This window comes from Chryseobacterium sp. FH1 (genome assembly GCF_000735135.1).
Taxonomy (GTDB): Bacteria; Bacteroidota; Bacteroidia; order Flavobacteriales; family Weeksellaceae; genus Epilithonimonas.
The window spans coordinates 288,202-300,881 of record NZ_JPLZ01000007.1 but is presented as its reverse complement, the minus strand read 5'-3'; the positions used below and the strand labels follow the sequence as shown (position 1 = coordinate 300,881).

Here is a 12,680-nt window from a genome sequence, read left to right as displayed (position 1 = left end):
GCATTTAATTCTAAATCAAGCCATGGGTTTTTCCCGGAGCGGAGCAAAGTTTAATTAAATGCTTTTCTCTTTTCTAAATTTAATATTTTCCAATCATATTTTATTATTGCAAATCTAAAGGAGCGGAAATCCTTTTTTGTGGCTGGAAAAGCTAGGCAAAAAGATTGGGAGCCCTTCGGCAAACTCAGGATAAACTGCAGGCGGATAAAGCTGCCCAAATATTCATTCAAATTACAGATATAATGCACCTTTCCCGAGTGTTTGAAATCGGCTAATAAAAATCATACATTATTTCTATAAAAATTTTGAATTTCAATAGACATTTTGATTTGGAAATAAAAAATTAATTTATATATTGCGCCACAATTAGAATTTGAATATGGCGAAAACGAAAGTGCAGTATGAATACAATATGCATTGTCTCTCAGAGATTCTGTATGAGTATTTGGCGAGTGCAGAGGGACTATCAGAATGGTTTGCGGAAGATGTAGTGGAGCGTGGAGACGATTTTTTCTTCAGTTGGGGCAGTGGTCCTGCTGAAAAAGCGACACTGATCAGATATAAGCCGGAAAGTTTCGTGCGTTTCCGTTGGGAAGAGGACGAAGGTTCTAAATATTTCTTCGAACTTTCTATTGTCATAGACGAGATTACAGATGACCTTTCTCTGAATATCACCGACTTTTGCGAGCCTGGCGATGAGGAGGAAAACAGACTCTATTGGGAAAATCTGATAGAAAATCTACAGTTAAAATTAGGAGCTTCTTAAAAATAATGGATGAACGATTTTATCGTTCATTATTTTTTTTACATCATACAATGCAGAAGATAATTTACACACAAGACAATTTACAATTACTGAATCGCTCTTTTCTTTTTGGAGATTCGGTTTGGGTTTCATTTTTCATCAGAAACGGTCAGATCATTATGGCGGAAGAATCTTACTTCTTCCTAATGGCTTCGATGCGAAAGATGAGATTGAACATTCCATTGACTTACACATTGGAGTTTTTCCAAGAACTTTTTCAGAACGAAGTTTTATCAAAGGGTGTTCAGAACGGAATCGTCCAATTGATGGCTTACAGAAAACAGGACGACAAGCCTTTGTCAAAATCGGAAACGGCTTTCTTTTTTGAAGTGGATGAGACGGAAGATGTGTTGAGAATCCAAGGCAATGTGGAGTTGGATTTGATTAAGGAAATCAATGTAAATGCTAATCTTTTGAGTAATATCAGAGTGCATTCTCCGGAAAATATCTACGCTCAGATTTACGCCAAAGAAAATGATTTGGACGATGTGATCCTCCTTAATCCAAACAAAAAAATTGCCAGAAGTATCTTTGGAAATCTTTTGTTTTTGCAGGATAATATCATTAAAATCCCGAAACAGACGGAAGGTGCGTACATTTCGCCACTGATGGAAAACTTTGTCACTTTCATCCATAAAAACAAATTGGCCGAAATAGAAGAAGCGGAAATCATCGCTTTCGAATCTCAAAAAGCAGAAGAGATTTTAAGAATTTCTGATGAAAAAGGTGTTCATTCGGTTTCAAAAATCAGGAACAAAATTTTTGAAAACACACGGTTTTCTGAGATGGTAAATAAATGGAGCGAAGCCTTCAATTCTTCTTTATAAAACACATATCCAGCATCGGCTGGATTTTTTTTCATGAATAATTTTTCTCAAATAATTAATGTTCGTTGATAACGCTTAAGATTTTCTCGGCCATTTCAATTTGTCCTTTTTCGCTGCCAATATATTCTCTTTCGTGGGGATTATTCACGAATCCCAACTCTAACATTACAGCAGGGTTATCGGACATTCTCAACATATGAAGCTTAGCTGTTTTCACTGGACAATTATCAAATTTTAAAGCTAGTTTGTCCGCAATTAGTTTGGACGCATCGTTTTCCTTGTAATAAACTTCAGCGCCCCTTTTGTCAGATTTATCTTTGAAAACACTGTTGACGTGAAGAGAAATTGTGAAATCAGGTTTCAGTTTGTTGATTTTATCTGTTCTCTCGGCAAGCGTTGGGAATGAGTCATCGTCTCTTGTCAAAATGATTTCCAAATTAGCATTTTTATTTAGCTCTTTGATTTTCTTTGCAACCTTGAGCACGACATCTTTTTCTATAAATCCTTCTCGATTAACACCCATATCGGCTCCGCCGTGACCAGCGTCGATCACTACCACTTTTTTCTCTTTCGAAAATGTGAAAGATAGTAGAAAACCAAGCGCAACAACACTAGTAACTCTCAATAACTTTTTCATAATTAATTCAATTTTAATGGTTAGGAAACAAATAACGATAATATTATTTAAAAATAAAGTTAAGGGAATTATAAAAAACATAAAGGTTAAGGCGCCAATCGTGAGATTTTCCAATCGATGTTATCTTCCAAAGTGTAGATAATTCTGTCGTGAAGGCGGTTTGGTCTTCCTTGCCAAAATTCGATTTCGTAGGGTTTTGCGATATAGCCTCCCCAATTTTTCGGTCTTGGAATTTCTTTGTTTTCGAATTCTTTTTCGAGGTCTTTTAATTTATTTTCGAGAAAATCGCGGTTTGGAATTTCCTGACTTTGAGGTGAAACTGTGGCGCCTAATTGGCTTCCTTTTGGTCTTGAATGAAAATAGCCGTCGCTGAGATTTTCTGCAATTCTTTCTACATTAGCTTTGATGATGATTTGTCTTTCTAGACTTGGCCAAAAAAAATGTAGACAAGCTTTGTGCGTATTCTCAATTGATTTTCCTTTTCGGCTTTCGTAGTTGGTGTAGAAGATGAAGCCTTCCCAATTGTAGGATTTCAGCAAAACCATTCTTGTTCTTGGACAACCGTCTTCTTCCACGGTGGAAATGGCCATTGCATTGGATTCGGAGACATCCGGGTTATTTTCTGCGTCCAGAAACCAGTCGCGAAATTGCTCGATCGGGTTTTCTTTTATCTCTGATTCTATGAGTTGTGATTTTTCGTAGATTCTTCTTTTATCGTGGAGGTTTTCGCTGTTCATTTTCTTTCGAATTCTAAAATTTCTAAACGCAAAGTTCGTTAAGATTTTTTATATAATTTGATTTAATTTCGGGGTTATTACAATCAATGGCGTCGATTAAAAAAAACAAAGGCAAAAAGATTGACTTCGTCACCACCTCGTTAGGTTTGGGAGTGGAAGATGAAAAAGCGACCATCAAACAAATATAAAACGGTTTCGACAAATGTCAAATAGTTGCCCAAAATATTCTAAGCTTTATAATTTTAACTTAAATTTTTGATGGAATTCTTTTTTCAAAAAAATATTTTTTTATAGATTTGATAGATGAATTACTCTTACAAAGGCAAAATTTTAATATCAACGCCGGATGTTTCGGGCGATATATTTTCCCGTTCGGTTGTTCTTATTGTGGACCATAATGAGAGTGGCGCTTTTGGTCTGATTCTGAATAAGAAAAATCAAAATATCAGTTCCCGATTGATGAGTGCGTTTGGGTTTCCAGTAGAGCTTTACGAAGGTGGTCCGGTGGAAAATGAAAGAATCTACTTCATCCTGAAAGGTGAGAAAATAACGCCTGAATTTATCGAAATCAACCACGAGTTCTATCTGACGGAGGATATTGATTCTGTGATTTCTGCAGTTGTAAATCAGGAAATAAGCGTGGCGGACATTAAAGTTTTCTCTGGCTACTCGGGCTGGTCATCTTTGCAATTGGAAGGTGAGTTGCAACGCAAACTTTGGACGATCGTGGATGTTTACAACTTGGATTATACGTTGCCAAATGACCAAGGTCTATGGAAAAATATTATGCAAAATCTGGGCGGAGAATTTTTGCTTTGGGCGAATGCACCAGAAGACGTCTCTCTGAATTAGATTTTACCTCAACTTCCTCTCTCAAAATTTCTCTCCATTCAATAAATACAGAATCCCAGATTAATCTGGGATTTTTTCTTCAAAAATATGATTTCCTTCTGCGTCGTAGTAAGTGCAAGTTTTTGCATTCAAATCGACAATCCATTTGAATATGCCACTGTCCGCGCAGTCTTTACAGAATTGGAAAAAGTCTGTGTTGCCTTGCTGGTGATTTCTCAAATCCGCCAAAAATTTCTCTGGATTTACGATTCCATAAATTAAATGTGGTGCGTATTGCTGAACGCCAGAAACTTCGTAGTCGTCATTTCCTTTGTAAATCGTTGAACCATCTTCCACGAAAGTTTCGAAAGTCTGAACGCCCATTTCTTTGATTTTTTTTGCAAATGCGGGGAAGTTCTTCCCGCTTTCCATGTCGGAATGTGCGGATTCTATTTGTGCTAATGTGAACATATATTTGAGTTTTTGATAATGTTAATTTAAATGTTTCAAGATTCCTGCCAAAGGGAATCTACAGAAATTTGACTTCGACTCTACCCGATTCGTGGTAGAAAAATCCGTGTTCATCGTATTCTACATTTGATAGTCCTTCCAAGATATCATAGACCATTTTCTGCAAAACGCCGTCACCGATGCCGTGGATGATTTCCAAATTCTTGATGTGATTTTTTCTACAGAAATCTATGGTCTCCAAAAGTTTTTCTTTTTGAATCATCAGTCTCTCGAAAGCGTCATAATCAGATGGATTTTTGACCAATAATTGAAAATGTAAATCTAATTTTAGAGGTGTTTTATTGTGTCTTTTGGAAACGTTTTTCGAGCTTTCATTTTTTCTGATGACCGGCGAATTATCATATAATCCAGAATCAATAAGCGTCAATTGACTTTTAGGAAAATTGTAGGTGAAACCGTGCTCATCCTCGATTTTCACCTGGTCAGCAATGATTTTCAAAATGGTTCCTTTCAAATCATCATCGATTAACGAAACTTTGTCTCCTATTTTCATTTTCTATTTATTAATTTCCATCGGAATATATTTCTATGCTGGGATATGATTTCCAATATTTTTAGGAATAATTTCTATGCTCAGACATAATCTTCACTTTTTACATAGGAATAAATTCCTATACTAAGATATAATCGTCCCGATGGGACTTTGACTTTAACATTAAAACTCTCAAATCCTCAGACTCTCCAACTTATTTACTTCCCAATTCTATCACTTCCAAATCTTTAATTTCTTCTTTATTAATGGTAAAACGCATCATCGTTCTGACTTTGTGCCAGCCGACTTTTCCGCAAGCGCCGGGATTGAGGTGTAATAAATTATTTCTTTTGTCATACATCGCTTTCAGAATATGAGAATGCCCGGAAATGAATAATTTCGGTGTCTTCTCAGCAATCTCTTGTTTCGCCAGAGCCGAATATCTCTCCGGATAACCGCCGATGTGAATCATCAAAACATCAACGTCTTCACATTTGAAACTCAAAACTTCAGGGAAAATCGTTCTAATTTTTGCTTCGTCGATGTTTCCATAAACGCCACGAATTGGTTTTATTTTTTCTAATTCCTCAATGACTTTCATATTCCCAAAATCGCCACAATGCCAAACTTCATCGGCGTCTTTTGCGTAGTCAAGAATCCGGTCATCGATATAGGAATGTGTGTCTGATAAAAGAAGGATGCGTTTCATTTTGAAATTTAAATTAATAATTAAAGCTGAAAAGTAATTCCATATTTCGAATAATACCAGATTGCCACACCCAACGAAACTCCCATTAATAACAAAATAATCAGAATCCAAAAAGCCAAAGTTTTGATTCCCTTTTTGTACAAAATCACAAATGTCAATTGCAAACAAATAAAAAGAATCAAAAGGACAACACCGTTGATGATGGTTTGCTGTTGCGAAACTCCCTGACTGAAAAGAAAAACTGAAACCAAAACAAAAATGATGACCATCAGCTTGATGAATTCTGCAGGATTGGAAAGTTTATTTGTCTTGAGCGGTTTCATTGATTGAAGGATTTTTCGAGTCACGAAATTACGAATTAAGATTTTCTTATTAATTAAAAAAAAATCAGGAAATTTGCGTCGAAATGAGATACTTTATAGAGTTTGCTTACGACGGTTCTTCTTTTTTTGGCTATCAAATCCAGCCCAACGAAATTTCTGTGCAGGAAGAATTGGAAAAAGCCTTATCAACAATCCTGAGAGAACCGATAAAAACAACTGGCGCAGGAAGAACCGACACTGGCGTTCACGCAAAAAAAATGTTCGCACACTTCGAAACGGAGCAAAATATCGATGAAAATTTGGCTTACAAACTCAATTCCTTTTTGTCAGAAAATATTTCTATCAAACAAATTTTTGAAGTTCCAGCTGATATGCATGCACGATTCAGTGCGACTTTCCGGACTTATGAATATTATATTTCGACAGAGAAAAATCCGTTCACAGTTGACTCGTCTTGGCAAACCTGGCGTCAAAAACCATTGAACATCGATGCGATGAACGAGGCCTGCAAAATCCTTTTCGAATACGATGATTTTACAAGCTTCGCCAAACTCCACGCAGACAACAAAACCAACATCTGCAAAATCTACAAAGCAGAATGGGAACAGTTTGGAACTCAATTGAAATTCACGATTTCTGCTGACCGATTTTTGAGAAATATGGTGAGAGCGATTGTCGGAACAATGGTGGAAATCGGAACCGGAAAATTACAACCCAACGATTTGCGGAAAATCATCGAGGACAAATACCGAAATTCGGCGGGCGTTTCAGCTCCTGCGCAAGGTCTTTTTTTGGTAGATGTAGGTTATTGATTTTTAAGGCTTTATTTGTTTTTAAAAAAATTAATTGTACCTTTAAATCACTGATTGTAAGTCCTCTATCTATTTCCTAAAATCTAATACCTAAAAACTATGACAGAATTAGAAAAACTGGCGTTCGCACTGAATCAATTTGCCGGACTTTCCGAGGAAGATTTCAAACTGTCATCTGACCTTTGGCTTCACAAAAATTACAAAAAAGGCGAATTCTATAACCTGCGTGGCAACGTCTGCACTTATTTAGGATTTGTGGTGGATGGCGTTTTCCGTTCTTACACCATCAATGAAAAAGCAGGCGAAGAAAAGAACGTTTTCCTCTATTCTTCCAACGGATTTGTTGTCCCGTTCAAAAGTTTTGTGAATCAGATTGCCTGTGATTACCATACTCAGGCGATGACAGATGCTTCCATTATTTTTATTCGCCACACCGATTTGGTTTCCCTTTACAGCAAATCCCATCAGTGGGAAAAATTCGGGAGATTGTTGGCGCAGGAAGCCTTCAATGTCACGATGACGAGAATCGAAGGTTTTCTTTTGAAGTCGCCGGAAGAACGTTATCTCGACCTTGTAAAAGACCATCCGGATATTTTCAACAATGTTCCGTTGTATCACATTTCTTCTTATTTGGGAATTCAAGGGCCTTCTTTGAGTCGAATTAGAAAGAGGCTTATTGGAAAGTAGTTTTTCAGTTTTTTTAACAGAGAATCTCACGTAGCCCGACTTGAGTGGAAATCCTTTTTTGCTTTGACTTAAGTTCTATTTAAAATCAAATGTTCGAACAAAAAAGATTGGGAACGGAAGGCGGAAAAGCTACCATAAAAAAATAGATAAAACGGTTTCGACGAATGGCAAATAGCTACCCCAATTAAATTCAAATATAAAGCTTAAATATTTATTTTTAAAAATGATGCGATTTTAACCCAAGTTAAAATTATAACCGTTTTATAGTCAGACCTTTGTTTCAGAAATTTAAACAAATAAATATTATGAAAACAAAAACTATCGTATTGATTCACGGCTTATTCGTAAACAATACAACCTGGAAAAACTGGAAAACTTATTTCGAAGCCAAAGGTTACACCGTTCACACACCCTCCAATCCCGGACACGAAGGAAATCCTGAAGAACTGAAAAGAAATATCCCTTCCGAACTAAGAACTGTAAGTTTTGAACAAACTCTGAACAAGCTTGCCAACTTCATCGATACACTACCTGAAAAACCTATCGTTGTAGGACATTCATTCGGAGGATTATTGGTTCAAAAACTCATTGAAATGGGAAAAGCAGTTGCCGGAGTTAGTATTGACGGTGCTCCGCCAAAAAACGTGATGGCGCCATTCTCAACCATCAAAATCGTTTGGCCAGTTTTCAATTTCTTCAAAGGAAATAGTGCGTATCTTGGAACAAAAGATTGGTATCATCGCGCATTTTTCAACAATTATTCCAGAGAAGAAAGTGACAAATTGTATGAAACAGTGGCCACTCCGGAAAGCAGAAGATTAGCAAGAGACCCGCTTTTGAAATCCATTGGTAATGTTGATTTTAAGAAAGCTCACAATCCACTATTATTCATTGGAGGTGCCAATGATGCTATCTTCCCCGCTGATTTTACTGCGAAAATTGCTGGCTCGTACAAGGACAAAAATTCTATTGTCGATTTGAAAATATTCGAAGGGAGAAGTCATTTTATCTGTGGCGAAAAAGGTTGGGAAGAAGTGGCAGGCTATGTTTCCGAATGGATTTCAAAACAATAATTTGATAAAGTCACTGTTGTCCGGCTTATCTCATCCTTTTTATTTTTATTTAGAATCGATGAAACGCTTCGTTAGGTTTGAGTGGAGCTCATTTTTTTCGGGGATTTAGCTTTGGAAAAAATAGAGGAAATCATTCGACAGGCTCAGGATAAACTCCAGACAGATAAGGCTGTCCAAAAAGTAATCACTAGATGTATTCACAGTTTCTATCAATATTTTCTGTGGTTGGTCAAAGTTTAAAATTTTAAAGTCTTATTTTTGCAAAGATTTTTTCGACACTGAAAAATCTCTGGAATCAAAAGAAAAATGAAGAAACAAACGACCTGGGATATTGTAAAAAGACTGTTTATGATTGGGATGAAATTCCGGTCGTGGTTTATTATCACCCTTGTAATTTCCATTGTTCTAGCAATCGTTTCTACTTACAGACCGATTCTGACGAAAAATGTGGTCGATATAGATATCGTACAGTTGAAAGACAAAGCGCAACTGATGAAGCACATCTATCTGCTCATCGGATTGGTGATTGCAGAGACGATTCTTAATTTTTTCTTGGTTTATTTCTCGAATTTTATTTCACAGAATGTAATCAGAGATATTAGAGAAAGGCTTTATCACAAACTGATTTATTTCAGAACGGCTTTCTTTGACAAGACACCTATTGGAAGTTTAGTAACTAGAGCGGTTGGTGATGTAGAAACAATTGCGACGGTTTACACAGACGGATTTTTGATGGTTTTCGGAGATATTTTGAGAATCGTAATGGTGTTGTTTGCGATGTTTCAGGTGGATACGCATCTCAGTATGATTTCTTTAGCGATTCTTCCGTTGATGGTCATCATCACAAGAGTTTTCCAGAAAAAACTGAAAACGGCTTTCGGATTGGAAAGAAGCTGGACCTCGACGCAGAATAGTTTTGTGCAGGAACGCTTGGCAGGAATGCCATTAATCCAAGTCTTCAACAGACAGGAAGCCGAGTTTACAAAGTTTGATAAAATCAATATTGAACTTAAAAAAGCTTTGTTGAGAACGGTTTTCATCTTTTCACTATTCTTTCCGGTTGTCGAGTTGATTTCGTCACTTTTTATTGGATTCATCCTGTTTTACGGTGGTTTTATCAAATCTACGCCAGGTGTTATTATCGCGTTTATTCAGTTCATCAATATGTTGATTCGTCCGTTGAGACAGATTGCGGATAGATTTAATAATATTCAAAGAGGAATTGTTGGCGCAGAAAGAGTTCTTGGTGTAATGGATGAAGACCAAGCAATGCCGAATAATGGAACGATTGCGCGAGACCACTTTGATGGAAAAATTGAATTTCAGAAAGTTCATTTTGCTTACGATGAGAAACAATTGGTTTTGAAAGGCATTGACTTCAAGGTTAATTCGGGTGAAACTGTCGCCATTGTCGGCGCTACCGGCGCTGGAAAATCTACAATTATCAGTTTGATTACCAGACTTTACGATATCAATTCTGGAAAAATAATGTTGGATGATGTTGATATTCGCGACTATGAATTGTACAATCTGAGAAGTCACATTGGCGTGGTTCTACAGGACGTTTTCCTTTTTCACGGCAGTATTTTTGAAAACCTGACTTTGGGCGACGAAAGCATTACATTGGAACAAGTCAAAAAAGCTTCAAAGGAAATCGGCGTTGATGAATTTATTGAAAGTTTGCCAAACGGTTATGATTATGTGGTGAGCGAGAGAGGTTCGTCCATTTCCCTTGGACAAAGACAATTGTTGTCATTTTTAAGAGCTTATCTTTCCGACCCGAAAATTCTGATTCTGGACGAAGCGACCTCATCCATCGACCACGAGAGCGAAAAATTAATCCAAAGAGCGACTGAGAAAATAACGAAGAACAGAACATCAATCCTCATCGCACACCGACTTTCGACCATTGAAAAAGCGGACAAAATCATCGTGATGGACCACGGATTGATTGTGGAAGAAGGAACGCATCAGGAATTGCTTGCGAAAAACGGTTATTATTCTTTGCTTTACAAGGCGCAGGTGGTTTCGCCGGATGGAGATAAGATGATTTAATAATTTGAGATTTAATTCATTAAATATTTGATTCAAAATAAATTTGTAATTTTGATTAAAACCTTTTGAAAATGAATATCGAAACGAGAAAAATAGAATTTGTTCAGGCTTTTCTGAATCTTCAAAATGAGGAGTTAATTTCTCAATTCGAAAAGCTTTTGAAAAAAACCAAGCAAGCTGAGAAAGAGTTCAAACCGTTCACAGTTGAAGAGTTAAATTCCCGCATCGATGCATCTTTAGAGGATTCTAATGATGATGAAGTGACAGAGTCAAATGAATTGCTCTCCGAAATCAAACAATGGCAATGAAAATTTTCTGGACAAGCTTTGCCAAAAGAGGATTAAGAAATATTTTCGAATATTATAAAATAAATGCAAGCTCTAAAATTGCCAAGAACTTGGTTACGCAAATTGTAGAACAAACAAAAATTTTAGATTTCCAGAACAAGATTGGGCAAAAAGAGGAATTCCTTTCTGACCGTAAAGAAAACTTCAGGTATTTAGTTTATAAAAATTATAAAATCATTTATTGGTTTAATGAACAAAAGAACCGAATTGAAATTGTGGACATTTTCGACACCCGTCAAAATCCCACAAAAATAGAAAGAGAAAAATAGAATTAATCCTTCACAATTCTTCCTCTAAAACTCAACATCCCAGAAACAATGATTAGGCAAATCACAATGATAATTTTTGAAGCCAACAATTCCTGACAAAGATTTCTCCCAGAAATCAGAGAAATGCAATCTTTCATATTCTCAGTTTCATATTTCAAACTGACCTGAATGTTGACAACGGCAAAAACCGACATCACAATCACCAAAATCAGAAGGCTGATGATGGTTTGATACACCGATTTTTTCATAGTTTAATGGATGGTTTTTAGTTTTTAATGGCTATCATTCAGATTTTAAAACATTCCACGCATTTTCAATGTCATTGTTTTTTAAATAATTCTGAGCTAATAAATGTACATCTTTTTCCGAAGAAAAACGACCAATTGGCAAAATTTCCACATTTGCCAACATTCCCAAATCATTGCCTGTGAAAATATGACTTTGTTTGATTTCGTCTGGAAGCTGGTCATAGCCAATCCCTTTTGTCACCAGCGGTTTTGGAACTTCGAAGATGTTATTTTCGTTGTTACGAGAGTAGAAATTCCCGCCTAATCTTGCGACCAAATCCAATTGTTTTTGGTCCAGATTTCCAGCTTCATCCAAATATTTTTCGTTGATATGAATTTTTACAATCTCGGCAATCACAAGATTTCCTGCGCCTCCAAGTTTTCCTAAACTTTTAATTTCAAGAACTTTGCATTCAAAATTAACTGGCGATTCTACAATTAAAGGCGGTTTTACGATGTCGGCTGGTTTCATCGTCAATCCGGATTTGATGAATTCATTGATGCCATCTTCGTATTCCGTACTCGCCAAAGAAACCTGCTGAACTATTTCGAAATTCACATTTCCAATGACCAACTCTGGAACTTCATTCAGGTTTTCCAAAGTGTGTTTGGTCGTATTGTCACGCACGCGTCTGGAAGGCGAAATAATCACAACCGGCGGAACCGTGCTGAACATATTGAAAAAACTGAACGGCGAAAGATTGATTTCTCCCTTGCTGTTGATTGTGCTTGCCAAAGCAATTGGTCGTGGAGCAATCGCTGTTTGCATCACTTGCTGGAGCTGAACTGCGGAAATATCGGATGGGATGATTGTTTTCATTATTTATTATTTCTCAAGTTTTTTATTGCTACGATTTCTTTATTCTTATCAATATTCACTTCGAAAATTTGCTTAGAATTTTCTTTAAATTCATTAATTAGAAAACGTTTATCAGATTCTTTATCCGTGTTGATTTTAGTAAAATCTGTAGAAGTATAATTGATTTTTTTTGCCAGTTTCACAGTGTAGGGTGTGTTGGAAATACACACAACATCTACTAGATTTTCGCAAGATTCATTGCCTGCAGAATCTGTCACAGAAGCGATTGCGATTTCTACTTCAGCACAATTATAAGTTAAAAACTCTTGATTATCATTAGTTTCAAAAACAGGATTGGTAATTGTCATTACCGAATCCAGCACATCTCCATTGAAGCACATACAGTCACTAATTCCTTCGTGCTCTTTTTTGCAACTGAATAGAATAATGAAAATAAAAAGAAGAATTGAAACTTTCAT

At 36.4% G+C, this 12,680-nt stretch carries 18 protein-coding genes; 9 read left to right on the top strand and 9 right to left on the bottom strand.

Going from position 1 to position 12,680, the window contains the following annotated elements:
- Positions 1-379 precede the first annotated feature (379 nt).
- Complete coding sequence (locus IO90_RS17285; protein ID WP_034970246.1) at positions 380-766, top strand: START-like domain-containing protein; 387 nt, start codon at positions 380-382, stop codon at positions 764-766.
- A 50-nt stretch (positions 767-816) separates the two neighbouring features.
- Complete coding sequence (locus IO90_RS17280; protein ID WP_034970242.1) at positions 817-1,632, top strand: aminotransferase class IV; 816 nt, start codon at positions 817-819, stop codon at positions 1,630-1,632.
- Between the two features lie 55 nt (positions 1,633-1,687).
- Here IO90_RS17280 and IO90_RS17275 read toward each other — a convergent pair whose 3' ends face one another.
- Positions 1,688-2,269 carry an N-acetylmuramoyl-L-alanine amidase gene (locus IO90_RS17275; RefSeq protein WP_034970240.1) on the bottom strand — a complete coding sequence of 194 codons (582 nt, stop codon included), beginning with the start codon at positions 2,267-2,269 and terminating at the stop codon, positions 1,688-1,690.
- Positions 2,270-2,355: 86 nt separating this feature from the next.
- Complete coding sequence (gene pdxH / locus IO90_RS17270; protein ID WP_034970236.1) at positions 2,356-3,006, bottom strand: pyridoxamine 5'-phosphate oxidase; 651 nt, start codon at positions 3,004-3,006, stop codon at positions 2,356-2,358.
- 303 nt (positions 3,007-3,309) lie between these two features.
- Here pdxH and IO90_RS17265 point away from each other — a divergent pair, with 303 nt between their 5' ends.
- Complete coding sequence (locus tag IO90_RS17265) at positions 3,310-3,858, top strand: YqgE/AlgH family protein (RefSeq protein ID WP_034970232.1); 549 nt, start codon at positions 3,310-3,312, stop codon at positions 3,856-3,858.
- Positions 3,859-3,918: 60 nt separating this feature from the next.
- Here IO90_RS17265 and IO90_RS17260 read toward each other — a convergent pair whose 3' ends face one another.
- From IO90_RS17260 to IO90_RS17245, 4 genes are all read right to left on the bottom strand, one after another.
- Positions 3,919-4,308, bottom strand: a complete 390-nt coding sequence (locus IO90_RS17260; RefSeq protein WP_034970229.1) for a DUF1398 domain-containing protein — start codon at positions 4,306-4,308, stop codon at positions 3,919-3,921.
- A gap of 58 nt (positions 4,309-4,366) precedes the next feature.
- Complete coding sequence (locus IO90_RS17255; protein ID WP_034970226.1) at positions 4,367-4,861, bottom strand: Smr/MutS family protein; 495 nt, start codon at positions 4,859-4,861, stop codon at positions 4,367-4,369.
- A 193-nt stretch (positions 4,862-5,054) separates the two neighbouring features.
- The gene (locus IO90_RS17250) at positions 5,055-5,549 is read right to left on the bottom strand and encodes a metallophosphoesterase family protein (RefSeq protein ID WP_034970222.1); all 495 of its coding nucleotides are present in this window, start codon (positions 5,547-5,549) and stop codon (positions 5,055-5,057) included.
- Positions 5,550-5,569: 20 nt separating this feature from the next.
- A complete protein-coding gene (locus IO90_RS17245) occupies positions 5,570-5,872 on the bottom strand; it encodes a hypothetical protein (RefSeq protein WP_034970219.1) in 303 nt (100 codons plus the stop codon).
- Between the two features lie 83 nt (positions 5,873-5,955).
- Between IO90_RS17245 and truA the strand changes: the two genes are divergently transcribed.
- From truA to IO90_RS17215, 6 genes are all read left to right on the top strand, one after another.
- Positions 5,956-6,684, top strand: a complete 729-nt coding sequence (gene truA / locus IO90_RS17240) for a tRNA pseudouridine(38-40) synthase TruA (RefSeq protein WP_034970218.1) — start codon at positions 5,956-5,958, stop codon at positions 6,682-6,684.
- A 99-nt stretch (positions 6,685-6,783) separates the two neighbouring features.
- Positions 6,784-7,371 (top strand): Crp/Fnr family transcriptional regulator, encoded by a 588-nt coding sequence (locus tag IO90_RS17235; RefSeq protein WP_034970216.1) that lies wholly within the window; start codon positions 6,784-6,786, stop codon positions 7,369-7,371.
- A gap of 305 nt (positions 7,372-7,676) precedes the next feature.
- Complete coding sequence (locus IO90_RS17230) at positions 7,677-8,444, top strand: alpha/beta hydrolase (protein WP_034970215.1); 768 nt, start codon at positions 7,677-7,679, stop codon at positions 8,442-8,444.
- A gap of 306 nt (positions 8,445-8,750) precedes the next feature.
- Positions 8,751-10,499: an ABC transporter ATP-binding protein gene (locus tag IO90_RS17225; RefSeq protein WP_034970212.1), complete on the top strand. Its 1,749-nt coding sequence runs from the start codon at positions 8,751-8,753 to the stop codon at positions 10,497-10,499.
- 71 nt (positions 10,500-10,570) lie between these two features.
- Complete coding sequence (locus IO90_RS17220; protein WP_034970210.1) at positions 10,571-10,807, top strand: hypothetical protein; 237 nt, start codon at positions 10,571-10,573, stop codon at positions 10,805-10,807.
- Positions 10,804-11,115, top strand: coding sequence for a type II toxin-antitoxin system RelE/ParE family toxin (locus IO90_RS17215; protein WP_228374712.1), 312 nt, complete (start codon positions 10,804-10,806; stop codon positions 11,113-11,115). The genes IO90_RS17220 and IO90_RS17215 overlap by 4 nt, the downstream gene beginning before the upstream one ends.
- A gap of 2 nt (positions 11,116-11,117) precedes the next feature.
- Here IO90_RS17215 and IO90_RS17210 read toward each other — a convergent pair whose 3' ends face one another.
- The 3 genes from IO90_RS17210 to IO90_RS17200 are packed head-to-tail and all read right to left on the bottom strand — an operon-like array spanning position 11,118 to position 12,680.
- Positions 11,118-11,363, bottom strand: a complete 246-nt coding sequence (locus IO90_RS17210; RefSeq protein WP_034970205.1) for a hypothetical protein — start codon at positions 11,361-11,363, stop codon at positions 11,118-11,120.
- A gap of 34 nt (positions 11,364-11,397) precedes the next feature.
- Entirely contained in the window at positions 11,398-12,222 is an 825-nt protein-coding gene (locus IO90_RS17205) for a flavin reductase family protein (protein ID WP_034970202.1), read from the bottom strand.
- On the bottom strand, positions 12,222-12,680 hold the full coding sequence (locus IO90_RS17200) for a hypothetical protein (protein WP_034970200.1): 459 nt from the start codon (positions 12,678-12,680) through the stop codon (positions 12,222-12,224). The genes IO90_RS17205 and IO90_RS17200 overlap by 1 nt, the downstream gene beginning before the upstream one ends.